The organism is Rhodococcus sp. 05-2255-3B1 (genome assembly GCF_002258545.1).
Lineage (GTDB): Bacteria > Actinomycetota > Actinomycetes > Mycobacteriales > Mycobacteriaceae > Rhodococcoides.
In genome coordinates this window covers 66,507-89,924 of sequence record NZ_NOZC01000016.1, presented here as the reverse complement: position 1 = coordinate 89,924, position 23,418 = coordinate 66,507, and the positions used below count along the sequence as shown (strand labels likewise).

General features: G+C 64.4%; 21 protein-coding genes. 18 read left to right on the top strand and 3 right to left on the bottom strand.

All coding sequences use genetic code 11. The features are described from left to right. Window positions 1-171: 171 nt before the first annotated feature. The 14 genes from CH249_RS09475 (at window position 172) to CH249_RS09415 (ending at window position 13,090) form a co-directional block, all read left to right on the top strand. Window positions 172-471 (top strand): hypothetical protein, encoded by a 300-nt coding sequence (locus CH249_RS09475; protein WP_051364808.1) that lies wholly within the window; start codon window positions 172-174, stop codon window positions 469-471. After that, window positions 468-674: a hypothetical protein gene (locus CH249_RS09470; RefSeq protein WP_068050841.1), complete on the top strand. Its 207-nt coding sequence runs from the start codon at window positions 468-470 to the stop codon at window positions 672-674. Before CH249_RS09475 ends, CH249_RS09470 begins: the two co-directional genes overlap by 4 nt. Continuing rightward, entirely contained in the window at window positions 671-940 is a 270-nt protein-coding gene (locus CH249_RS09465) for a hypothetical protein (RefSeq protein WP_068050840.1), read from the top strand. The genes CH249_RS09470 and CH249_RS09465 overlap by 4 nt, the downstream gene beginning before the upstream one ends. 53 nt (window positions 941-993) lie before the next feature. Continuing rightward, window positions 994-1,632, top strand: a complete 639-nt coding sequence (locus CH249_RS09460; RefSeq protein ID WP_094682985.1) for a hypothetical protein — start codon at window positions 994-996, stop codon at window positions 1,630-1,632. After that, a complete protein-coding gene (locus tag CH249_RS09455; protein ID WP_094682984.1) occupies window positions 1,629-2,465 on the top strand; it encodes a hypothetical protein in 837 nt (278 codons plus the stop codon). The genes CH249_RS09460 and CH249_RS09455 overlap by 4 nt, the downstream gene beginning before the upstream one ends. After that, window positions 2,453-4,027: a hypothetical protein gene (locus CH249_RS09450; RefSeq protein ID WP_143544405.1), complete on the top strand. Its 1,575-nt coding sequence runs from the start codon at window positions 2,453-2,455 to the stop codon at window positions 4,025-4,027. The genes CH249_RS09455 and CH249_RS09450 overlap by 13 nt, the downstream gene beginning before the upstream one ends. After that, window positions 4,024-5,529 (top strand): SCO6880 family protein, encoded by a 1,506-nt coding sequence (locus tag CH249_RS09445; RefSeq protein ID WP_094682982.1) that lies wholly within the window; start codon window positions 4,024-4,026, stop codon window positions 5,527-5,529. The genes CH249_RS09450 and CH249_RS09445 overlap by 4 nt, the downstream gene beginning before the upstream one ends. 53 nt (window positions 5,530-5,582) lie before the next feature. Next, complete coding sequence (locus CH249_RS09440; RefSeq protein WP_094682981.1) at window positions 5,583-7,442, top strand: ATP/GTP-binding protein; 1,860 nt, start codon at window positions 5,583-5,585, stop codon at window positions 7,440-7,442. After that, window positions 7,442-7,780, top strand: a complete 339-nt coding sequence (locus CH249_RS09435) for a transposase (protein WP_094648458.1) — start codon at window positions 7,442-7,444, stop codon at window positions 7,778-7,780. Before CH249_RS09440 ends, CH249_RS09435 begins: the two co-directional genes overlap by 1 nt. Beyond that, a complete protein-coding gene (locus tag CH249_RS09430; RefSeq protein ID WP_094682980.1) occupies window positions 7,777-9,402 on the top strand; it encodes a M23 family metallopeptidase in 1,626 nt (541 codons plus the stop codon). The genes CH249_RS09435 and CH249_RS09430 overlap by 4 nt, the downstream gene beginning before the upstream one ends. Window positions 9,403-9,412: 10 nt before the next feature. Then, complete coding sequence (locus tag CH249_RS09425) at window positions 9,413-9,841, top strand: hypothetical protein (protein WP_094648434.1); 429 nt, start codon at window positions 9,413-9,415, stop codon at window positions 9,839-9,841. 73 nt (window positions 9,842-9,914) lie between these two features. Further along, complete coding sequence (locus CH249_RS27850) at window positions 9,915-10,061, top strand: hypothetical protein (protein ID WP_179273300.1); 147 nt, start codon at window positions 9,915-9,917, stop codon at window positions 10,059-10,061. Beyond that, window positions 10,058-10,630, top strand: a complete 573-nt coding sequence (locus CH249_RS09420; RefSeq protein ID WP_256988239.1) for a hypothetical protein — start codon at window positions 10,058-10,060, stop codon at window positions 10,628-10,630. Before CH249_RS27850 ends, CH249_RS09420 begins: the two co-directional genes overlap by 4 nt. Before the next feature lie 72 nt (window positions 10,631-10,702). Next, window positions 10,703-13,090: a DNA topoisomerase III gene (locus CH249_RS09415; protein ID WP_094682979.1), complete on the top strand. Its 2,388-nt coding sequence runs from the start codon at window positions 10,703-10,705 to the stop codon at window positions 13,088-13,090. A 68-nt stretch (window positions 13,091-13,158) separates the two neighbouring features. Here the strand turns inward: CH249_RS09415 and CH249_RS09410 are convergent, their stop codons facing one another. Together CH249_RS09410 and CH249_RS09400 are read right to left on the bottom strand one after the other, a co-directional pair. Then, the gene (locus tag CH249_RS09410) at window positions 13,159-13,521 is read right to left on the bottom strand and encodes a hypothetical protein (protein WP_143544403.1); all 363 of its coding nucleotides are present in this window, start codon (window positions 13,519-13,521) and stop codon (window positions 13,159-13,161) included. Between the two features lie 206 nt (window positions 13,522-13,727). Continuing rightward, window positions 13,728-15,086, bottom strand: a complete 1,359-nt coding sequence (locus CH249_RS09400; protein ID WP_256988237.1) for an abortive infection family protein — start codon at window positions 15,084-15,086, stop codon at window positions 13,728-13,730. Between the two features lie 531 nt (window positions 15,087-15,617). Here CH249_RS09400 and CH249_RS09395 point away from each other — a divergent pair. Beyond that, window positions 15,618-18,116 (top strand): type ISP restriction/modification enzyme, encoded by a 2,499-nt coding sequence (locus CH249_RS09395; protein WP_256988236.1) that lies wholly within the window; start codon window positions 15,618-15,620, stop codon window positions 18,114-18,116. Window positions 18,117-18,160: 44 nt separating this feature from the next. On the opposite strand, the gene CH249_RS09390 is transcribed toward CH249_RS09395, so the two are convergent. Further along, window positions 18,161-18,712 (bottom strand): hypothetical protein, encoded by a 552-nt coding sequence (locus tag CH249_RS09390; RefSeq protein ID WP_094648428.1) that lies wholly within the window; start codon window positions 18,710-18,712, stop codon window positions 18,161-18,163. A 1,486-nt stretch (window positions 18,713-20,198) separates the two neighbouring features. Here CH249_RS09390 and CH249_RS09380 point away from each other — a divergent pair. Genes CH249_RS09380 through CH249_RS09370 form a run of 3 tightly spaced genes read left to right on the top strand, consistent with a single transcriptional unit; the run spans window position 20,199 to window position 23,232 of the window. Next, window positions 20,199-20,858, top strand: a complete 660-nt coding sequence (locus CH249_RS09380; RefSeq protein ID WP_094648426.1) for a TraI DNA relaxase — start codon at window positions 20,199-20,201, stop codon at window positions 20,856-20,858. Further along, window positions 20,852-22,753, top strand: a complete 1,902-nt coding sequence (locus CH249_RS09375) for a type IV secretory system conjugative DNA transfer family protein (RefSeq protein WP_094648425.1) — start codon at window positions 20,852-20,854, stop codon at window positions 22,751-22,753. Before CH249_RS09380 ends, CH249_RS09375 begins: the two co-directional genes overlap by 7 nt. Further along, window positions 22,750-23,232 carry a DUF4913 domain-containing protein gene (locus tag CH249_RS09370; RefSeq protein ID WP_094648424.1) on the top strand — a complete coding sequence of 161 codons (483 nt, stop codon included), beginning with the start codon at window positions 22,750-22,752 and terminating at the stop codon, window positions 23,230-23,232. Before CH249_RS09375 ends, CH249_RS09370 begins: the two co-directional genes overlap by 4 nt. Window positions 23,233-23,418: the final 186 nt, after the last annotated feature.

Below are 23,418 nucleotides of genomic sequence, written 5' to 3'. Positions count from 1 at the left end.
TTGCCGGTCTTTGGCCTGACGCATTGCGGGCGGCGGTGAAGATCTCCCGCCCCTTCTACGACCAGCCCACACCACGAACTCGCCGCGATCGGGCGGGAGATCTTCACCGCCGCCCGCAATGCGTCAGGCCACTGAACCGCACCCTCTCAACCAACACCCAAGGAGAACACCATGATTGCCAGCCTCACCGCATCGACGACCACATTCCTCGCGCAGAACATCGGCGACGTCAGCCCCCAAGCACCGGACGGCCCCACCGGGGACAAGATCTTGACCCTGCTGTCCTGGCTGATGTGGGGATGCATCATCGCTGCCGTCGCCGGAATCATGATCTGCGGCGCGATGCTCGCGTACGAGAAAATCTCCGGCGGCGGCCAAGGCGGCAACGCGACCGGCAAACTCGTCGGCGGACTGTTCGGGTCCATCGTCATCGGTGGTGCCGCAGGCCTGGTCAACATGCTCGTCCTATGACCATCGTGAACTGGACTCTGTGGGGTCTGATCATTGCCTCGATTGTCGGAGTCATGGTCGGCAGCGGTGAGCTTGCGTACGACCAATTCAGGGGCCGCTGGTGTCAGGCCAACCAGCGGGCCACCGGACTGCTGTATGCGTCAATACTGCTCGGATTCGTTGCCGGAGTGGCGAATACAGTGGCCACGGCGGCGATGACATGAACACCGACGTGCTCGCGCAACCACCGACCTCACCGGTCGAGTGGCCCGACGAGGTGTGGCAGCCGATCATGACGGGCCTGTCGTGGCTGCTCTGGTTCGCCATCGTCACCTGCATCGCAGCACTGTTCGTGTGCGGGGCGGTATTCGTCAACCAACGCAAATCCACCGGAACACAGATGGTCGAGGACGCCACCCTGGCCCGGATCCTTATCTGTGCCGCCATCATCGGATCCGCATCCGGAATCGCCCAAGCCGTACTCGCCTGACAAACCCACTTTCCCTGCGCCCGAACTGCATCGACCCGAAAGGCATTCTCCTGATGACCGTCTCCGGCACACTCCGGATCGCCGCGACAGCGGCGACCGTCCTCGCACTCGCTGCGTGCGGATCCGGCAACGACGACACGGCGACCGCCACCCCGGATCCGGCACCGGATCTGCGCTCCGCCCCGGCCGAGCTGACCTGGCGCGAGATCGCAGGGGTATCGGTGCCGACCTCGCGGGTCGACGGGCCCCTCGCTGGGACATCGGTGAATCGCAGCGGATATGCACAGACCCCACAAGGTGCTGTCCTGGCCGCGATCAACGGGCAGACCGCACTCGCCGTCGCCGACGACCGCGCGTGGCCGGAAGTAGTCAACACCGTCACCGCACCCGGGCCCGGACGTGACGAGTTCGCGGCCGCACGCGCCGCCGTCACCGTCTCCGGATCCGTCCCGGCCGACGCTGCACCGAAGTTCGTCGGGTTCGAGGTCACCGACTACTCCAATGATCCGCTCTCGGCGGGGGTGTCGGTGGCACAAACCATCGGCACCGACGACCAGATCTATTCCTATCCCGTTGCACTGCAATGGATCGCCGACGACTGGCGCATCGTCCTACCGACCGCGCAAGAGAACATCGACGCCGTCGAACTGAACTCCCTCGACGGCTACACCACTTTGGAGCGCACCCCATGAACCGTCGGCTACGTACCGTTCTGATTACCGTTGCTGCGATCGTCATCGTCGCAGTCGTCGGAGCGATCTTCTTCATCGTCCCAAACATGAACGACGACGACACCCCGCCGACCACCGCTGGTCCACCGCCCACGACAGCAGCACCTACCCCCGGTGACTCCGAGCTCGACACCGGCGCGGAAGGCTTCGGTGTTCCCGACGCCGATCTGTCCGGGCGCACGGTGATGGTCCCGAACAACCCGGCTGGGCAACCACTGCCGCAACGTGCGCCGACCGGCCCGCGTGTCGAATGCACGAACGACGGCCGACCGGTCACGTCCCCGGAGTCGATGATGATCCAACGCAACTTCGGTGTCTCGACCCTGTACTCCGAGACGGATGGGCCGTCGTACATCGACGGCCTGGTCCTCGCCGGCTACACCCGCACCCCGCAGGGAGCGGCTTTGGCCGCCGCCAACATCCTGCCTCGCACCCTCGCGGGAGGGCAGGTTGCTATCGAGGCAGGCGACAAGCTGATCCTGAACGGCAGCGACGTCGTCGGCCAGGACGCACGAGCAGTCGAAGAGAACCGGCCGATCAACACCGGCACTGTCGCACTGCGAGCACCGGTTGCATTCAAAATCCTCTCCTGCACAGACACCTTCACCGTCGTCGAACTCGCCATGATTCGTGACGTCGACGACAGCGGCCAGCGCATGCAATCACCGGTCTACGGAGGCCTGCGATTGAACATGGTGTGGAACCAGGGCACATGGAAAGCCCGGGAAGCCACCGGACCCGCCTCATTCGGCCCGTACAACTCGCTCGACGGTTTCACCCGGTGGGCACTGTGACGCGCGCAGCGGCCATCGCCGCCCGCGCGATCCTCATCGCGCTACTGTCGCTGATCGCGGTCGTCGGGGCCAGCGGACTCGCACACGCCCAAGACCCCACCCCCGCCCCAGCACCGAATCTGACCGAGCAGATCAACCCCGACGCCGACGGCAACGACTTCCAGCAGCAACGCCGCGAATGCCTGACCGACGGATCGGATGCGATCGTCGAAGGCGGGCTTGCTGACAAATTCCTGGACGCGGTCGGCGGACGTGATGCCGCCGACCAGTTCTTCTGCTTGGACTCAGCGTTCAGTGATCATCCCGGTGACGCGTTCTCTACCGCTGTGGACTCCGCAGTCTCGACATTCTGGGGTGACCCGGTCGGGGACTTCGCCAAATCGGTGATGGAAGGCAACACCCAAGCATTCCGATCGGTGATGACCTTCTGGATGTCCTCCGGCATCCCGGGCCTCGCGGCGGAGAACGCGATGTCGGGTCTGCGGAACCTCATCTCCGGGTTCACCGTCGTCGCCCTGTTCGCCTCCATCATCATCGCGATGATCAAGCTCGCGATCGCCCGCAAACAAGCCGTGATGGAGGGGGCAACCGAGACCGCGACCATGTTGGTCCGCACCGTCGTCACCGTGTCACTGCTGCCGATTCTGGTGTTGATGTTCCACCAAGGCGGAGACATCGCCTCGGCATATGCGCTGGAGAAGTTCGTCGGCGGAGATCTGAACGAGAAGATCACTGCCATCACCGCGTTCGACGACAAGACCGGTCTCGGCCCGATCCTGGCGCTCGCGTGCGCTGGGTTCGCGTTCCTCGGGTCGGTCGCCCAATTGATCGCACTGTTGATCCGTGAGGCGGTGCTGTGTGTCGTCGTCGCTGTCATCCCGCTCGCTGCTGCCGCGTCGGCCACCGGCACCGGGCGCAGCTCCTACAAGTCGATGATCGCCTTCACTCTCGGAGCGTTGCTGTTCAAGCCGGTCGCGACGTTGCTGTACCTGTTCGCGTTCTGGGCGTCCTCGGCGTCGAGCTCCGATCAGATCGCGACGGTCATCATCGGCTCCGTCCTCCTTGCGGTCATCGGGTTCGCCCTGCCCACCCTGATCAAGATCGTCGCTCCCGCAGCGGACACCATCTCCGCCGGTGGCCGGGAAGTCGGTCAGCTCGGCGCAGCGGGAGGGGCGGTGATGGGGGCCGGCGGGATGGCTGCATCACGTGCCCTCGGCTCGGTCGCGAATTCCGTCGCCGGATCCTCGGGTGGCGGCAAGGGCGGGTCTTCGGGTGCGGCCGGTACCGGAGCACGCTCGTCCCCCGGTTTCCAGGGCCGCTACAACGGTGGATCGAGTCCCTCGCACGCGGGCGCATCGTCCGGGCCGATGGGCGCAGCCCGCAGAGTCGGAACGGCCGCTGCATCGGCCGGCCGCACCGGAACCTCAGCAACCCTGCGCGGCGCAGCAGGGGCACTCAAAGCCGCGGGCACCGTCGGCCGCACCGCCGGATCGGTCTCGACCACTCTCGGCTCGGCCGCTGAAGGCGCAGTCGGCAACTACCACGGACGGATTCAACGATGAGCGTCCAGCTCGAGGCCCCGTACGAGCCGCCGATCTATTCGGCCGGCAACCGGCCGCAGAGCACGTTCGCGTTCGGCCTGCCGACGAAGGTCATTGCCTACGGTGCAGGGTTTTTCGCGGTCTCGTTCGCAGTCCTGATCTTCGTCCACGTCGTCGTCGGGCTCGCCCTGATGGGAGTCGGCGCGCTCATCCTCACCCCACTGGTCATCGCCCCGAACGGTCGAACTCTCTACGAGACAGGACAACTGAGAATGCAATGGATGCGGCGCAAGCACATCGACAAGTCCACCGAGTACCACGCCGGACCGCACTCGAGGATCCCCGGTGGCCGCTACAAACTCCCCGGCCTACTCGCCCGCACCAAGGTCTACATGGGAATCGATCGACACGGCAACGAGTTCGGGATGATCCACAACCCCGACGATCACCGCTACACCGTCATCTTCGACGCCCTGCCCGGCGGCGACGAAGCGATCGTCCAGCGCGACAAGGACCTCTACACCGCCGACTGGGGTGTCTACCTCGCCGACCTCGGACTGCCCGGCGACATCGTCGGTGCCGTGGTGGTGGTGGAGAACATCCCCGCCACCGGTCTGCGCTTGGCACGTCGCGCCGAACACGAACTCGTCCCCACCGCACCGCCGCTGGCTGCGTCGTTCGTCGAGCAGTCCGCCGTCCGGATGCCCTCGGGTCGCCACCGCACCCTCGCGCGGCTGTCGATCACCTTCCGCGCCACCACCCGCGAACGCCAGAAGGACCCCGAAGAGATGGCCACCGAACTGGCCCGCCGTCTACCGGATCTGTACGAGTCGCTCTCCGGGGCCGGGATCGACGCCCAGCCGATGACCGCCGCCGAGATCACCGCGGCCGTGCACCGCTCCTACAACCCCTCGACCGAGAACGACTTCGAGGAACTCGAGATCTCCGGCGAAGAGCACGGAGTCGACTGGGACGACGCCGGACCGGGACGGGCGAAGACCGAGTGGGGTCACTACCGTCACGACGGGGGCGTCTCGGTCGTCTGGGAGATGGCCGCACCTCCCGAGTCGGTGTTCACCGACACCGTCCTCAAACCGCTGCTGCAGCCGCACGACGACATCCCCCGTAAGCGATTGACGCTCGTCTACCGCCCCTACACCGCCGGGGACGCCGCGAAGAAAGTCGACAAGCAACACCGAGACGCCCTGCACGCGATCAACTCTCGCGGCAACAAGATCACCTCCGCCGGGTCGGAGAAGCGCCACGAAATCGCCGAGCAGGCCCGCCGCGAAATGGTCTCCGGAGCCGGATACGAACGCTATTCGGCACTACTGACGATCACCGTCGGATCGGTCGACGAGATCGCCAACGCGGCCGCCGTCACCGAATCACTCGCCGCCCGCTCCCGCCTGCGACTGCGGCGCGCATTCGCCTTCCAAGACGCAGCGTTCGCCGCCGGCCTCGGCGTCGGTGTCCTCCTGCCCGATCAAATCTCCACCTCGATCCTCGTGCGCCGCAGCTAGAGCGCCGCCGACCGCATCCGGCCCACCCCTGCCCGAGAAAAGAGACACCCACGATGACGACGACCGACCACCGCCCGCGCAGGGACTACGACCCTCGATACGACGAGTACAGGTTCGACGAGTCCGGCCTGTACGAGACGTCAACGCCGCAGCCATCGGCGTTCGTGCGGTGGATCATCGGCGACACCGACTACGCCGAGCTCGCCGCCCTCATCGCCACCGGCGACGCCGAAGAGCCCCCCACGCTGTCCCGGCGCGGCCTCGGCCTGACCCGGTGGCGCAACGACCACCCACGGGCCGAACAAGCCGTCCACGAGGCAGCGGGAGACCCGTGGTGGCGCGCAGCACTGTCGTCGAGCACACGCGGCCTCAAAGGTGCCGGTGGTGGCCGGATGTCGACCGTCCCGGCCCCGATCGAGTACGAAGCGACCTCGGTGCAGATGTGCGGACTGAACCCGTGGGCGATCGGCGCAGCCGCACCCTCGGCGGGCACCATCGTCGGTCAGCACGCCATCACCGGCAACGCCGTCTCCTGCGATCCGTTCGCCTACTTCCGCGACAAGCTCATCGGAAACCCCTCGATGTTCGTCCTCTCCCTGCCCGGCCTGGGGAAGTCGACACTGATCCGCAAGATCCTCCTCGGCGCGTGCGGCTGGGGACAGACCCCGATCGTCGCCGGCGACATCAAAGGCGAATACGTCAAACTCACCCACCTGGTCGGCGGGCAGGTCATCACCCTCGGCCACGGCGGCGGACATCTCAACCCCCTCGCCGCCGGAGCCCTCGGCCAGGCCGTCGTCCGCGCGATCGCCGCCCGCGACGAGGCCACCGACCCCGCCCGGATCGCCGAGCTCGACGAGCTGATCGACGTCGCCACCATCACCATCTCCACCCGCCAGATCAACGCCGTCTGCGCCCTGGTCGAGCTGATCCGCTACGACACCCACTCGGTGAAAGCCTTCGAGAACTCCCTGATCGGGATCGCCCTGCGTGAGCTGTACGCCGACGGCGGATTCTCCTACACCCACCCGCCGCTGCTCAAAGACCTCTACACCCGCATCGACGCCGGATCGGCGGACATGCTCCAAGCGGCCTACAAGACCGACCGCGAGGGCTACCGCGAGGCCATCACCGAGCTGATGCAGGCCCTCGGCGCACTGACCTCCGGCCCGCTCGGGGACATCTTCGCCGACCACACCACCGAACCGATCGACCTCGACGCACCGATGATCTGCATCGACGTCTCGTCCCTCGACCGCGGCGACACCACCCTCAAAGCGGCCGTGATGCTCTCCTGCTGGGCCGACGCCTACGGCACCGTGGAAGCGGCGCACCTGCTCGCCGACGCAGGCCTGGACCGCCAACGTCTGTTCCTGATGGCACTCGACGAGCTGTGGCAGGTCATCGGCGCAGGACCGGGCATGGTCGCCCGCGTCAACGAAATCACCCGCCTCAACCGCACCGACGCGACCGGGCTGCTGATGATCACCCACACCGGCCGCGACCTCGAAACCCTGCCCACCGAAGCCGACATCAAGACCGCCAAGGGGTTCATCGACCGCGCCGGCATGGTCGTGTGCGGGGGACTGCCGATAGGTGAGGTCGAACGCCTCTCCGGGGAGCTGAAGTTCACCGCCGCCGAAGCAGGCATGGTCACGTCCTGGTCGCGCGGGGCAGCACTCCGGGGCTCGGAACGACGTACGGTCCGGAACCCGATCGGGCGCGGGAAGTTCCTGATCAAGGTCGCCAAGGACAACACCCCCGGCATTCCCATCCAGACGGTGCTCACCGACGTCGAATACGACACCGGGGTCCACGACACCAATGCCCGCTTCGCCGAGTACTTCGCCGGCCAGCACCACGCCGCCGATACCGACGACGCGCACGACACGACACTGGTCGGAGCGCAGTGATGACCGCCGAGTACCCCCGCGCCGAATACTCGGCGCAGACCCGCGCGTGGGCGCTCGAAGAATACGAAAAATCTCGACACAACTACGCCTCCCGCGCCGAATGCGTTGCAGCCTTGGCTGTCTCGATCGGGGCGCATGAGAACACCGTGGCCCGGTGGATCAAGGACAAGTACGGCTCGTCGCGTCGCCCCGCAGCGGACGAGGTGGCCGCGCGACTTCGTGCCGCCGAGGAGGAGATCACGCGACTGCGGTCGGAGAACCGTTCCCTCACCGAGCGTTTGGCCGCCCACGCCCCGCGATCGATCGGCGCGGAGTCGATGTCGGCGGCCGCGTTGTGAAAAAGGGCGGCGCGATCGCTCTGACCGTCGTCCTCGCGCTGGCCCTGTTCGTGGTCCTGTTCGTCACCACCGGTGTCCGTGAAGAAGTCACCGACTGTGTCCCCGGTCGTGGCATCTCCTCCGCCGCGGGCGGTGTTCCGGCCGGGTCGTTCGCCAAACCGGTCAAGACCACCGAATCGACCGTCTCGAGCCCGTTCGGGACGCGGTGGGGCACCAACCACAACGGCATCGACCTCGCCGGACCCGTCGGTACACCGATCTACGCCTACGCCGACGGCATCGTCTCGAAAGCCGGACCCGCCGACGGGTTCGGCATGTGGATCGTCCTCGATCACAACATCGACGGCGCGGTCGTCTCCACCGTCTACGGCCACATGTTCCCCGACGGTGTGCTCGTGCAGGTCGGGGACCGCGTCACCGCCGGTCAGCACATCGCCGACATCGGCAACAACGGACAGTCCACCGGCGCACACCTGCACTTCGAGTACCACCCCGGCGGCTGGGCACAGGGCAACGCGATCGACCCGCAACCCTTCTACGACGCCGCCGCCGACCCCGGCACCGGCCCGGCCGGCCAAAGCCCACCCCCGTCGACGAGCACCCCGGCCACCCCCGCACCCTCGACCGGCGGCTCCGCCGAGATGGCCGCTCTCCCCGCCACCGTCGGATCCGAAGAGCACTTCCAGGTCGACACCGTCCGCGTCGCCCGCGCCGTGCACGCGAAGTTCCCGCAGATCACCACGATCGGCGGGTGGCGCGCCGACGGTGGGGGATTCGACGACCACCCCTCCGGCCGGGCCGCGGACATCATGATCGACAACTGGTCCTCCGAGGAAGGAAAAGCACTCGGCGACCAGGTCAAGGACTACCTGTGGGCGAACCGCGACTACCTCCAGATCGAATACATGATCTGGAGACAGGAATACATCCCCTCCCAAGGTGAACCGAACACCATAGAGGACAGGGGATCTCCCACCCAGAACCACTTCGACCACGTCCACGTCACCACCGTCGGCCACGGCGCACCGGCACCCGGCCAGACCTACGGGCCCGTCCCCGGTGGCGGTGGATCCGCACCCAAAGCAACCGGCACCTGCACCACCGCACCCGGTGCCGGACTCGGCGATCACGGACAACTCGCCGCCGGCCAGATCCCTCCCGAGTTCGAGCCGTGGCTCACCCTCTCGGCCGAGCAATGCCGCGAACTCTCACCCGCGGTCCTCGCCGCTCAGCTCAAACAGGAATCCGGCTTCACACCCGGCCTGACCAGCCCCGCCGGGGCCGAAGGGTATGCGCAGTTCCTTCCCGGTACCTGGGCGTCGTTCGGTTTCCCCGTCGACGATCAGGGCGTCGTCACCGGAGCTGCGGGGGAGGGGGATCCCAACGACATCGGCGACGCCGTCATGGCGCAGGGCCGCTACAACTGCTCGGTCGCCGACACCCTACGACCGGGGATCGAATCCGAGGCCATCACCGGCGATCCCGTCGAGCTGATGCTCGCCGGATACAACGCCGGCCCCGGAGCGGTCCAACAGTTCGGCGGCGTCCCTCCGTACTCGGAGACCCAGAACTACGTCACCACCATCACCGCCACCGCATCCGACTACGACCTGGCTCGATAGAGACATCCGGATGCGCACCGACAAGCGAAAGGCCACCGTCATGACCACCACACCGCCGCGCACCACCTACGAGGTCGCCCACACCGATGTCCACCGGGTACTGGTCGCGATCGCCCTCACCTCGCTCACCGTGTGGCTCGCGTGGGCGGTTCCGGTCGCCGACTGGGTACTGGGCTCTACCGGTTCTGCCTCCGTCGAGTCCGGCCGTGTCGCAGCGGCCCGCGACGCCGTCACTCAGGGCTGGTGGGCGGTCATCGTCGTCACCGTCGCCATGACCATCGGCAGCGCGCTCGCTGTCGCGGTGGACCACTCGCGGGGCCGGAACTGGACTGTCACCGCGCTGCAGAAGGCCATCCGGCTCGCCTCGACAGTGGCGGCGATGTGGGCGATCTCGACGGTCAGCGTCCTCGCCGCAGCAGGAGTCCCCACCGTCGGCTAGCGCGGCACACAACCACATTTGTTGTCGGTGGCCACCAGGACACTGGCACCATCACAGACCAAGGAGCACAGACATGGCACAGATCCTCCACAACCGCCAGGCGGACGCACCGATCGTCGACTGGCTCGAAGTCATCGCCAAAGCCGCTGCGCTGGGCCAGATCTGCGACACCGACACTGAATCGGCCAACGACTCCGGCTCCGAGGAGACCACGAGATGAGCCGAAGAGCAGGCATCGTGTTCGCGTGTCTCGGCATCGTCGGTGTCATCGCCATTGCCGCTGTGATCGTGTTCGTCTTCCGCGGCTCGGACACACCGCCACCACCGGGTACCGACGCCGGGATCGCCATCGACCCGTCCACCACCGACCCCGTGGGTGTCGCGACGGCGGTGATGTCCGCTGTGTACACCTGGCAACCCGCAGTGCAGGATTCGCCCTGGGATGCCATGCACGGGCAACGCCAACATCTGACCGGATCGATGGCCACCGCCGCCGCCACACCACCCGATCCAGCGCCGCAACCGATCCCGGAATGGTCGGCGTGGGCACGCAGCGGCGACATCGTCACCGCCATCGCCCGACCCGACACCAGCGTCAATCTCGACGGTGAGAGCCTCGACAAGGACGGCGACGCCAAGGCCACCGTGGCTGTCGTCATCGACCGCGTCGTCCAACACCGCAGCGGCGAGATCACCCCGTTCACCGGCTACACCGGAGCCGTCGACGTCGAACTCACTGCTGACGGCTGGAAAGTCGCGAACTATCGCCTCGTCAGCGCAGGCATCTAGCCCGACTCACCACCGGCAACACCCGCGCCGACCACACGCTGCACGCACCGCAGAGAAGAAGGATCTATTGTCATGGTAAAAGTGGGAATCCTCACCGAAAAGCCCTCCGCAGCACGTAACTTCGCGACCGCTTTGGGCGGAATGAGCGGCACGTTCGCAGGCACGGAGTACGTCATCGTCCACGCTCGCGGGCACCTGCTGGAATTGAAAGACCCCGCCGCGATGGTGCCCGCGCCTCTCACCGACAAGTACAAGAGCTGGGAGCTCGAACATCTCCCGTGGAACGCCGACGACTTCCGCTGGGAGCGAGAGATCCGGCGCCGGGTGTCCGGCGGCAAGCTGGTCACCGATCCGGACGCGAAAAGCCTGCTCCACGAACTGAAGACGACCCTCTCGGGCTGCGAGAGCATCTGCAATGCAGCCGATCTCGATCCGACCGGTGAAGGCTCACTCCTCGGCTGGGAGATCGTGGAGTACCTGGGCCTCGAGAACAAGAAGCTCGAACGCATGGAGTTCCTGGACGAGACACCGGCATCGCTGCGTAAGGCCTTCACAGCCCGTCGGCCGGTCACCGCGATCGCTGCCGAAGGCGACTACCGCAAGGCCGACTTCCGGTCGAAGTGGGACATGCTCTCGATGCAGTTCACCAGACTCGCGACCAAGACGACCGGGGCGAGCACGGTACTGCGTAACGGGCGACTCAAGTCCGCGATGGTCGTAATCGTCGGTGACGGACTCGACGCGCACCACGGATACCTCAAGAAGGCGTTCTACGAGAACCGATTTCGGGACGAGAACGGCGCGACGTACACCGACCCCGAGGTCGATCGATTCGAGAACGAGAACGATGTTCCCGGCGGCCTGCAGGCGTCACCGGTCGTCCACGACGGGACCACACGCAAGAAAACGGGACCGCCGAAACTGATGGACCTGGCCGGACTGTCGTCTCTGTTGTCGAAGAAAGGTTTCGGGGCGAAGAACGTTCTCGACACCTATCAGAAGATGTACGAGGCGCAGGTGGTGTCCTACCCGCGCACCGAGGACAAGTTCATCTCGATCGAGCAGTTCAACGAGCTGCTTCCATCGGTCGACGCGATCGCCGGTGTGGTGGGCGTGGATCCGGCGGCGCTGAGCCATCGCGGCCCACGCAGGAGCCATATCAAGTCCGGCGGCGCGCACGGTGCCAACCGCCCGGGGCCCAACGTACCGCCGAGCCTCGCTGCAGTGGAGAAGGCCTACGGCGAGCTGGGTCGGGAGATCTACGAGCTCCTCGCCAAGAACTACCTGACGATGCTCGCCCCCGATTACGAGTACGACCAGCATCGCGGCCACGTCGAGAAATACCCGAGCTTCGTCGGCTCGCTGAACGTGCCCGCAGTGCTCGGATGGAAAGGTGTGTTCGTCGTCGAGAAAGAGGACGGCGAGCGCGACGAGCAACCCACTGGCGCGACGGCGTTGGGTACTGTCGCGGACCCGTTCGTCCACGAGGGCTTCCCGCCGCGGCCGCCGCATCCGACGATGGGATGGTTGATGAAACAGCTCGAGAAGCGGAGCGTAGGTACCGGCGCGACCCGGACGAGCACCTATGCCGAGGTCACGAACAACGCGGGCGGCAAGGCCTTGATGATTGAGAAGCGCGGCAAGATCACCCTCAGCGCGATCGGTGAACTCAACCATCGGATCCTGCCGGGCACGCACATCGGGGATCTGACGATCACCGAGCAGGTCTTCGAGCAGATGGCGCAGATCGAGGCCGGAACCGGCGAGGCAGCCGACTATCTGTCCCTCGTGGCGGACCTGGTGCGCCGCGACCTCGCAACGATGACCGCGAATGCGAGCACGCTGTCCGGCGAGCTCACGGCACGGATGGCCAAGGCAGGGGTAACCCGAGAAGCGGTGGAGATGATCGACCTGCCACCGGAGCTGCATTTCACCCACGCAGGCACGGTCGTGACCCGCGCCAAGCGGGTCTTCGGTGGCCACCGGTTCACCGACACCGAGGTAGCGGCACTGCTCGCCGGACAGGTCATCGAGATCGTCGCGACGAGCGCGAAGTCGGGAAAGACGTTCACCTGCACGGGAAAACTCGAACCGGGTGTGATGGACAAGGACGGCAAGCAGTATCCACACGTGAGCTTCAACCCTCGATTCGAGGAGCGTGCACCTCGGACCGACCTGGTCAGTGGAATGTGGAAAGGCAAATCGGTCACGTTCAAAGGCCGCGGATGGGGGGCCAATGACCACTGGCCCGGCAAGGACTTCACGGAGCAGGAACTCGAGAAGCTGCTGGCCGGAGAGACCATCGAATTCGACGCCACGAGCAAGACAGGTAAGACATACCGAGCCAAGGGCGCACTGGCCGCAGGTACCTACCAGGGCAGCAAGACATTTGGATTCAAGCTGAAGTTCGAGGACCGCAAATCCACCGCAGGCACCAAGAAACGCACCGTGCGTCGGTAAACGGGTGTCGCAGGACAGCAGCGGGGTCGCACGCCTGCACCTATCGGGAAACGAGTTCGAGCGGCAGGTCAGAAGAATGTCAGCTGTGCCTCGTCGACGCGGACGCGTCCGGGCTTCGTCCGGCGGGGTCGGACCGGGGGAGCGTGCCGGGTCGGCACCACCGGTGCGGAACCTTCGGCGATGCCGAGGCCGGCGAACGCGCGTCGCGCCAATTCCTCTCGCACACGGGAGCGTTCGGCCACGCGGGAACGTCCGATCGGAGTGTCTCGGACGCTCCACTCCAACTCCCACGCCGCCGACCCCGGCGTCGGTGCTGCCACAGCGCGGTCGGTCACCCGATCGAGTAGTTGATCGATCTTGTCGATCAACACGTGCGCACACTCATCGAGCACACGCTCAGGCACCGTGGCCACGGACTCGTTGTCGCTCACACTCGCCACTGTAGAGCCGGGCACCGACGAACAGCCCGCACCTGACACTCGTGGCGACGGTCCACCCGCCGGAGAATCGCTTCGCCGCCTCATCGCCGGAATCCCCGACGGGGATCGCGAACGGATGCCACCAGGTTCCGGATCGACCGGGCGTCGCCACGCTCCTCGGATGTCGTCGTAGGCCGATTCGAGTAGCGCGTTTCGATCTACCGTGTGTCCCATACATCGAACAGGAATTCGCTGATGGCCACAGCTGAGTTCAGGGCGAGCCGGGCGTGTCGTCGATCGGCGGTGCTCGGAGATCCTCGGCCGTGACCGGTTCCGATCTTGTTCCGCAGCTCGCCGAGGCTTTGTACCGAGCTGGCGAGTCCTCTTAAGAGCCCGTTGACGGCCGAGCTCGCGGCGGCGTCACCTTCGACTGATTTACCGGCGATGTCCAACGCTTTGCTGGTCGCTTTGTAGAGGGTTGGGAGGTCGTCGCTGCGCTTGTAGGTCCCTCCAAGGTCATCGAGGATTTGGATGAACACAGACTCGATCAGCTCTTTGCACGCGCCGATGGCAGCTTCGGGATCCGTTGCGATGCTTGCTTCGATACGTCTCAGATGTCGATCGAGAGTTGTACGGTCGTCGAGTGTTGCTCGGTCGAGGACCAGGCCGGCGGGGCGGTCGCCGTGGAAGCTACTGATTCGTCGCCAGTTGTAAAGTGTTCGCCCACTGATGGTTCCGTCTGCGACCAGCTCGTAGTTGTCGGGGGCGAGCAGTTCGTTGAGGCGAATAACCATGGATTCTGCGATATCGGGGTCTCGTACGAGAGGGTGCACGGTGCGGGTGAGAAACCGCAGGAAAGCATCATCTGGACCGGTGCGGATGCTGAACCTGGTGTCCCCGAAGACCCAGCCCTCACCCCAGTCAGTGTTGTTGATGCAGTGCTGGTGTATGTCGCCGGCGGCGTCCGTGTACCGACGGTCGGTGCTGGGAAGGTCGTGCAGGTCGTACAGGGCGCTCAGGAAAGTGACTTCGTCGAGTTTGCCCACCCAGAAATAGTCGCGATCGAGTGTCAGTGTGTCTATCACTGCCTGGCGAGTGATGTCTGTGATCTCGCGAGCCGTGTGGGATCGGCGCGCAGGGTCCGCGGGGTTCATCGGACAAGTTTCGCTTAGGTCGTGTGCAGGCCTGCGGCTTGGTACAAAGGTGGCTTCTCGGCCCAGCCGATCATGCCTCCCGGACGCTGGGCCCGCGCGTTCAACGGTTACGGTTTGCGAACAAATGGAGGTAGTCAGATGACGTTTGCGGACCTTATCGCCCAGTTCGGCACCACTGCCAAAGACAAGCTCGACGGGCCGGGAGAGCGCGAAGCGCTGCTTTCCGGCCCTGTCGCCAGGTTGATCGAAGACCTGGGTGCCGAATCTGGCATGAAAACCGTTGCGCACGATGAGGTTCGAGAGCAGGACGGATCGGTTCGCCCCGATTTCGGTGTTCGTGTCAACGACGTCTTGGTGGGGCACATCGAGCTCAAAGCGCCAGGGGTAAGTCTCGACCCAGAGAGTTACCGAAAGACGACCCACAACTACCGGCAGTGGCAGCGCCTGAAAGAACTTCCCAACCTACTTCACACCAACGGCGTGGAGTGGCGTCTGTGGCGATACGGCGAACTGGTGGACGAGCCGGTCAGCCTTCACACACCCAGTCTGACGCGAACACGAGGCAAGCTCACAGCGCCGAGTCGCATGGAGATGCTGCTCAACGGCTTCTTGCGGTGGGAGCCTGCACCGATCTCATCGGTCTCTAAACTGGTCGACACACTGGCACCGCTGGCTCGGATGCTTCGCGAGGAAGTTCGGTTGGCCCTCAAGGCAGAGCGACGTGCAATCAAAGCTGGCGCAGATCCTGACCTACAACCGTTCCTCGGCATCGCTCGAGACTGGCGCACACTGCTGTTCCCGCACTCCCGAGACGAAGAGTTCGCAGACGGCTTCTCACAGACGGTGGTCTTCGCTCTGGTGCTCGCTGTCAGTGACGGGATCGACATCAGTGCTGGAACGTTGCACGATGTCGCCCGCAAGCTCGAAGGCAACTACAGCCTGATGGGTAAGGCTTTGGACCTGCTGACCGCCCACATCACCAAGACCCCCACATGGACCGCCATCGAAATAATCGCGCGGACTCTCTCCGCCGCACGGTGGCCCGCGATCGCTGCTGGCGGCGACGACGTCTATCTACACCTCTACGAGCACTTTCTAGGAACGTACGACCCCGAGAAGCGCAAAAAATCCGGTTCGTACTACACCCCGGTCGAAGTGGTGGATGCGATGGTCCGACTCACAGACGACGCTCTGAAAAGTCACCTCGGCAAGCCCGAGGGGTTGCGCAATCCCCACGTCAGCATCATCGACCCCGCGATGGGGACAGGAACATATCCACTGTCTGTGCTCAGGCACGTCGGTGCCGCTGCTGCTCAGCAGTACGGCCCGGGGGCTGCGCCGGAAGCAGTTGCCAGCACCGTTGCACGCTTGTACGGAATCGAACTGCAGTCCGGGCCGTTCTCCGTTGCCGAGCTGCGAGTGTCCGCCGCACTGCGCGATTCAGGGGCGCAGATGCCTGCCTCGGGACTGAATCTCTACGTCGCTGACACCCTCGAAGACCCCTACAGTGCGAGCAAGACGCAACTCTCTTACACACTCCAGCTGATTGCCAAGCAACGACAGCAAGCGAACGCAGTCAAACGCGAGCGCAATATCCAGGTCTGCATCGGCAATCCGCCCTACAAAGACCATGCCGGCGGCATGGGCGGATGGATCGAGACCGGCAGCGATCCAGCTACGAACCTGCCCCCGCTGAATGCGTTCAAACTGGAGGGAAACGGGCGGCACGAGCGGCACCTGAGCAATCTCTATGCCTACTTCTGGCGATGGGCCACATGGAAGGTCTTCGAATCGACGAATCATCCTGATGTTCGCGACGGCGGCAGCGGCGTAGTCTGCTTCATCACTGCTACCGGGTACCTTTCAGGTCCTGGGTTTCGCGGAATGCGACAGTACTTGCGGTCGACTTGTTCTCATGGGTGGATCATCAACGTCACGCCGGAGGGCAAGCAGCCCCCGAGTAAGAACGCCGTGTTCAACATCGAAACCCCTGTGGCCATTGCGATGTTCCTGCGTCGCCCGGATACCGACGCAGACGTACCCGCTGATATCCGATACATCGACGTCAACGGAACTCGAGGCGAAAAGTTCGAGCGCCTCGCAAAGCTCCAGCTTTCCGATCCGGGTTGGCAACAAGCTCGCACTGGCTGGACCGACTCGTTCGTCCCGGCAGGCTCCGACACCTGGGACCAATACCCTGCTGTCGATGATCTGATGCCATGGCGTGCCAACGGCGTCCTCGCAGGACGGGGCTGGGTGTACGGACCCAGTAAAGACATTCTCGAAGAACGCCTTCGAGATCTAGTCAACGAATCCGATCCGTCCGTGAAGTCGACCAAATTCGGCGAGGGACGCGACGCGTCACTGACCAAAACGAAAACACCACTGTTCGGTGACGATGTCGAGACCGACACCCTGACACCTTTCAACTCCACAGTCATCATCACGGACCCCAAAATCGTGCGTGTCGGCTATCGGTCCTTCGATCGACAATGGCTGATCGCGGATAAACGGCTGATCATTCAGCCCTCACCGGACTTATGGCACGCACGCATACCGGGCCAGATTTTTACGATCGAGCTCCATTCAGAGTTTCCGAAGTCAGGGCCAGGGCTTGTTTTCACGTCGCTCATTCCTGACGTCCACCATTTCCGCGGCAGTGGTGGAGGCCGGGCGCTTCCGATGCTGCATCCTGACGGAACGCCTAACCTGGCCGCAGGTTTGGTCGAGGCATTGCGAGCCCAATTCGATCTGGGCGTCGCCCCCGCCGATGTTGTGTACTACCTCGCTGCAGTCTGCTCGCACCCCGGGTTCGTCGAGCGTTTTGCCGCCGATCTCAAGACCCCGGGCGTGCGAGTCCCCATTACAACGAACCCAGAACTATGGACCCGAGCCATTCAACTCGGAAGGCACATCGTCTGGCTTCACACGTACGGGGATCAGGGCGAACACCCCTCAGGAAAGATCTCGGTTCAGGAGGGAGTCCAGCCAGGAGCCGCACACCCGGTCTACGCGACATCTGTCGGCAACTCGATGCCGTCGTCCGTTGATTACGACCCCGAGTCAGAAATCCTACGACTAGGCGAAGGCCGATGGACTGGAGTGACCCAGGAGGTCCGCGACTACACCGTCGGCGGCGCGAACATCATCGATTCGTGGACCGGTTACCGGCTCGCAAGGCCCAAGGGAAAAAGAAGATCGCCCCTCGATAGCGTCAATGTCACAACGTGGCCCGCCGAATGGTCGATCGAGTTCTCCGACCTATTGAGTGTCTTGACACAACTGATCGACCTCGAACCGGCTCAGCAATCTCTGCTCGAGGACATTCTCGACGGCGAGGTGCTTACGGCCGACGAGTTGGCAACTATGGGAGTGCGATGGCCTGCCCAAACAGGAGACAAGGATCGCCAGCCCCGCAAGGCTGCTCGTGGTGGTCTACTCGATGAGAGCTAAGTCCGCGAGGACCAACGACCGTGGTGCGAGCCGCTTGAGGGAACTCATCGCCTGAACCCCCGGCGAGGATCGCGGGGTTGTTCGCCCAGTCGGGCTGTGAACCAGGTATCGCAAGGGAAAATCTGTAGCCACTGCACGGCAGTGGCGGGGTGATAGAACGCTTCGGCGTCACGATCGTCCATCAGGCCGTCCGAGACGGCATCCCAGTCGCCGTCGTGAGGATGAGCGTCGAGGGCGGCGACGTCTTCGCCGTATTCGGCGTCGGCCAGAGCGGCCGAGGCCTGCAAGATAACGATCATGAGCGCCAGTTGCTCGGCCATCGTGCGGGGACGGGGAAGGCGGCCGGCGTCGAGGTCTTCGGCCAAGTCGTCGAACGATCGGGCCATCTGGCGTCGCCACAGGGCTGATTCGTTGTAGGTGCACTCCGGCAGTCGGTCGAACAGATCCCACCAGTCGGTCGGGTCGACAGGATCGTCTCCGCGTTCTTCGATGTCGTCGTACGCTCCGTCGGCGCACACCCACGCGTGTATCCGCATCAGCTCCCGCTGTCGATCGGTGAGGCAGAACCGCGGCACGAAGTCGATGACATCACCCATGGCCCCCATGCTGCCGGTCCGCAGCGGTTCTACAGACGATTTCCCACCTATCCGAGATGTATCCCCAGGTCCAGCGACTACGCCCACGAACGTTTGTGGTCTGTGTGGCCGTACCTGCCCCGCAGCAATGTCAGGGTGCGCCCCCTGATCGCTTCTCGAGTGCTGCGTGAGCATCCGAGGTCTGCTAAGCGCACCAGATTCGCTTTCTCGGAACGGCACTTTTGTACTGCTTCGATTAGCGCTCCGCTCTGACAGTTGGGCTTAAAGTTACTCCTGCCACATTCCGAAGTTCGGCACACACATTATGAAAGCGTTGCCAGACATCCGGGACATCGTCTTCAGAAAGAACAGCTGGGCCGCCGTCCCAGAATGCGTCTATCGCGCTATGAATTTGCGAAGCTGCATCAGAGAAGGACTCGACTAGGTCTTCCAGCGAGGCGGCTATAGCCTCGTCTCGGACAAGTAGACGAGCATGCTCCAGTGACGCATTCAGATCGCGCATAGCATTCTCAGTGGCTGTTGCCATTTCGGTAGATCTCACGAAGCCAAGTCGCACCCACCTCCACTGGACACTCATGACCTGGCCGTATCGTGAAAACAGGGTCGCGCCGGTAAGCACGACAGCTATGCCAGCTCGTGCATCCTGTCGATACCGATCTTCACGATCCAACCGAGCGCGCTCTAGCTCTCGGCGGGTCGTAGCACGAACGGTCACTAAGACCCCAAATAGCGCAATTCCGGCCGCTAGGAGTGGACCGTACTGCTGCACAATAGACATTGAGTGATCGTCAGTCTGTGGGCTCAGCATCTATCGGCGGCATCGACGAAGCCCTTTCCCTCAAAGTCGAAGCCATTTCCCTCAAAGCCGAAGCGCGTTCCGGATTAGCCTTCTCGATTTCCGCGATTTGCAAATTCTCGGGGCGCTGAAGGAAGGCGATTTGACGGCGACGCCAGTCTGCCTGGTCAGCTCTCCAGTGTATAGAGGTCATGCGCACTCGCCTCTTTTCGATAGGCCAAGTCTTGAGTTTCCTATAGTACGTTGTGCCGCTTCCCCGCGCGCCTCTCTCACTACTAGCCTCCTCATCGCACAGCGTCGACGCTGTGTTCGCCCCGTACGTCGACTTTCAGCACGGCATGTGGCACTGGGGTAGCGACGTCAGCGCTGCGATTCCGTCGGGCGGGGCAGAATCTTGGCTGTACTTACCCTGTGGCCTATCAGCTCGGGACACGTCCGGCGTCGGGCTCGCTTCCGAAGGATGCGAGAGCACGCGGCGATGAGCTAGTCTGATGACGTTCGACCGTCGATGAGGGTCACGGTCGAGCGTCCATCCAGCAACAGCGCTGCACCGCACCTCTTTTCGGGTGCCGGTGTCTTCGAGCTGTGGGCTGGCCGACGCTCCCAGTGAAGGCCCTCCATGTCGACTTCATTCCTGCTCGTGTCGAGCACTTCCGAGAATCAGTCAGGTTTCGACGGCGGTGTCCGTCGATGAGCATCCAACCGTCTACCGCCGAACTCCAGCGTCGCTCGCAGATCGCTGCTGCCGCCTACGAACGCGGTCGCCGCGCCGCTCTGGCTGCCGCACGCCGCCGCAGCTTGCCCGATCGGGCGCACACCCGACGCGAGGAGATTCGCGCGCGCTCGCACTTGTACGAACCGCGTAGTGACAGCCGCGCATTCGGTCTGCTCGATTCCGACCTCTCGCTGGCGCGGGCTGCGGCATTTCTCGCCGCGACCGGTGTCGCACACGAGCTGATCGCCAGCCAGACCTTCACCGACCCCGTCCAACAAGACTGGGCCGACGCCACAGCCGATCGCACGGCAGTCCACGAGGATGCGTGGCGGCAGCGGCTTGTCGACAACGGCATCGACGACGCGGTACTGCGCCCAGGTCTATCGCTGGACGTCCTCGAGTTGCCCGCCGAGCTCGACGGCCTCGACTTCGACGACATTGCCGAACGCACCCTCGATGTGTCCTCCACCGCTGCGGACGTCGAACCGATCCGTCTGGCCGATCTGATGCTCGAGGCACCACGACAGAACCGCCCGTCGGAGTCGGTCATCGACATCACCGACCGAGTCGCGAACGTCATCGAGATCGACCGCGGCGTCGACACCTCCACCGGGGCTGGTGTGGACGCATGGTGACCAAGAAGCCGACCTCCAAGGGAGCCGGGACATCGTCGTCGATGTTCCCGCTGATCGCCGTCTCGGTGGTGATCATGCTGATCGCGCTCGGTTACGGCTCACTGTGGCTCGGGCACGTATTCGTCGACACCGGTGAAGATATCCCCGTCAACCCGTTCGGGGCGCTGTTCTCGGTCGCCGGCGGGAAGCTGACCTGGCCGACGGTCTCGACATGGATATTCGTGATCGCGGTGATCATCGTCTCCGGTCTCACCGGCGTCGCCGCAGCAGCCCGCGCGACGGGCAGCAGCAAGAACGACGTCGACGCCAAGGCCCGCCTGATGGGACCGACGTCGAAGCTGACCGGGGTGACCGGCAAGCAGGCACGCGAACGAGCGAAGTCGCTACGATCCGATCTTGCCGAGTTGGACACCCTCGACGACTCCGACATCGGAGTCGTCGTCGGACGCACCGTCCAGGGCAATCAGAAGGTGTTCATGTCGTGGGAGGACATGCTCTTCGCCCTCGCCGGACCTCGTATGGGCAAGACCGCGGCGCTGGCGATCGACGCACTGTGCGCCGCGCCCGGCGCGGCGCTGTTCACCTCGAACAAGCGCGACGGACACGACTTCACTCGCGGTGTCCGCGAGCAGCTCGGCACAGTGTGGCGCTACGACCTGCAGGGGATCGCCGAAGGTCCGCTCACCACCGGCGACGGGTTCTGGTGGAATCCGCTGCGCGGAATCGACACCATCGTCGCCGCCCGCAAGCTCGCCTCGTACTTCGCTGCCGCCTCGCGCGATGACTCGGCCAAAGTCGATGCCTACTTCGACGGCGGCGCACAGGAACTGCTCGCGCAGATGATGTTCGCGGCAGCGTGCGGCGGCGGAGATCTCCTGCACGTCTACGGCTGGCTGTCCGACGAGGCGAACGAGCTCCCCCAGAAGCTGCTGCTGGAACACGGGCACGCCATCGTCGCGATGCGCCTGAAATCGACGAGCGATCTCAACCCGCGCCAGCGAGACGGCCTGTACGACATGGCTCGCCGGTTCATCGGCCTGCTGGAAGAGAAGTCGTACGCGATGTCGATCCTGCCGCCGAACCGAGCCGACCTCGGGGTCGAGGACACTCCGGACACCACGATCGGTGCCGGAGTGAGATATCCGCACGCGATGACGGAGTTCGTCGTGGAGAAGTTCGTCACCAGCACCGACACCCTCTACGCGCTGTCGAAGGAAGGCCCTGATTCCTCCTCGGCGCTGACCACCGCGCTGATCGGGTCGATCATCGACGCCGCACAGCGCGTCGCACGACGTAGCCCGCGCGGCCGGCTACCGGTGCCGATGCTGTGCATCCTCGACGAGGCCGCGAACGTGTGCCGCCTCCCCGAACTCCCGGCCTGGTACTCCCACCTCGGATCGCAAGGGATCTGCGTGATGACGATCGTGCAGAACCTGTCCCAGGCCCAGAAGGTGTGGGGACAAGACGGGGTCAAGCAGCTCCTCGATGCCGCGAACTTCCTCTGGTACGGCGGCGGACTCAAGGACAAGACCACCCTGTCCGAGCTGTCCGCGCTCGTCGGTGACCACGACGTCGAACGCTGGTCCAACTCCCGCAGTGGCGGCATGTTCGACAGCGGCTCGTCCTCGAAGTCGCAGTCCTGGTCGAAAGAGCCGATCCTGACCGTCGACGACCTCGGAGCGATCCCGAAAACCCGTGCACTGGTGCTGATTTCCGGTAACCGGCCGGTGTTGGTGGTGAAGGTGTACTGGTCCGACGGACCGAACGCCAACGGCATCAACTCCTCGTTCGCCCGCTACGGCATCCCCGAAAAGGACCTGATCCAGATCGAGCGAACAGCAGCCCCGACCGCCGAGACAGTCACGGCCATCAGCGACGAGGAGCCGTACCGATGACCGAATACGACGAGACCAGTTTCGACGAGACCGAATTCGACGAGACCGGACACGACGAGACCGGACACGACGAGACCGGACACGACGAGATCCCCTCGTTCGCCAAGGAAAAGCCCCGACGATTTCCCACGTTCGACGCTTGGTTCGATGCGTGGTTCTCGGCGATCGTGTCCCGCAAACTGTCGTCCTCGCCCGGCAAGAACCAGGTGTTCTGCCCGAGTTGGTGGGAGCACCCCGAAGTCGTGGTGCGGCTGCACTCGTTGTGGACCGCATGGGAGTCCGCGACGTCCGCCGATGACGACGGGGCGGCGATGTCGGGGTGGTGGGTCCATCACGCCGACCCACAGTTGCGCACGATGCTCGACGCCGAACACGGCCCGATGTATCGGTGCAGCCGCGATTCCCATCAGAACACCCCGGCGCTGCGCAACGAGTTCGTCGCTGCACCGCCCGGATGGTTCGACGACTTGGGCGTCTGATCGCGAAAACCTGACACAACCCCTGACCGAAGTAGCCAGAGGCCCTGGTGGGTGGCTAGACCCACCAGGGCCGATGTGGCCGGAGAGTGCGTCTCCGACCGACGACGACGGTAGCGACCGCCTCCCACCACAGCAGGTGCGGGTCGCATACGCCCGTCTCGCCCGACTCCAGGAGCGCACCCACCA

Excerpts from the sequence above, each read along its gene's own strand:
- CH249_RS09440 (WP_094682981.1), top strand. The coding sequence starts at position 5,583 with ATGACGACGACCGACCACCGCCCGCGCAGGGACTACGACCCTCGATAC.
- CH249_RS09455 (WP_094682984.1), top strand. The coding sequence starts at position 1,629 with ATGAACCGTCGGCTACGTACCGTTCTGATTACCGTTGCTGCGATCGTC.
- CH249_RS09465 (WP_068050840.1), top strand. The coding sequence starts at position 671 with ATGAACACCGACGTGCTCGCGCAACCACCGACCTCACCGGTCGAGTGG.
- CH249_RS09475 (WP_051364808.1), top strand. The coding sequence starts at position 172 with ATGATTGCCAGCCTCACCGCATCGACGACCACATTCCTCGCGCAGAAC.
- CH249_RS09460 (WP_094682985.1), top strand. The coding sequence starts at position 994 with ATGACCGTCTCCGGCACACTCCGGATCGCCGCGACAGCGGCGACCGTC.
- CH249_RS09470 (WP_068050841.1), top strand. The coding sequence starts at position 468 with ATGACCATCGTGAACTGGACTCTGTGGGGTCTGATCATTGCCTCGATT.
- CH249_RS09370 (WP_094648424.1), top strand. The coding sequence starts at position 22,750 with ATGACCGAATACGACGAGACCAGTTTCGACGAGACCGAATTCGACGAG.
- CH249_RS09425 (WP_094648434.1), top strand. The coding sequence starts at position 9,413 with ATGCGCACCGACAAGCGAAAGGCCACCGTCATGACCACCACACCGCCG.
- CH249_RS09435 (WP_094648458.1), top strand. The coding sequence starts at position 7,442 with ATGACCGCCGAGTACCCCCGCGCCGAATACTCGGCGCAGACCCGCGCG.
- CH249_RS09380 (WP_094648426.1), top strand. The coding sequence starts at position 20,199 with ATGAGCATCCAACCGTCTACCGCCGAACTCCAGCGTCGCTCGCAGATC.
- CH249_RS09420 (WP_256988239.1), top strand. The coding sequence starts at position 10,058 with ATGAGCCGAAGAGCAGGCATCGTGTTCGCGTGTCTCGGCATCGTCGGT.
- CH249_RS09390 (WP_094648428.1), bottom strand. The coding sequence starts at position 18,712 with ATGGGTGATGTCATCGACTTCGTGCCGCGGTTCTGCCTCACCGATCGA.
- CH249_RS09375 (WP_094648425.1), top strand. The coding sequence starts at position 20,852 with ATGGTGACCAAGAAGCCGACCTCCAAGGGAGCCGGGACATCGTCGTCG.
- CH249_RS09445 (WP_094682982.1), top strand. The coding sequence starts at position 4,024 with ATGAGCGTCCAGCTCGAGGCCCCGTACGAGCCGCCGATCTATTCGGCC.
- CH249_RS27850 (WP_179273300.1), top strand. The coding sequence starts at position 9,915 with ATGGCACAGATCCTCCACAACCGCCAGGCGGACGCACCGATCGTCGAC.
- CH249_RS09415 (WP_094682979.1), top strand. The coding sequence starts at position 10,703 with ATGGTAAAAGTGGGAATCCTCACCGAAAAGCCCTCCGCAGCACGTAAC.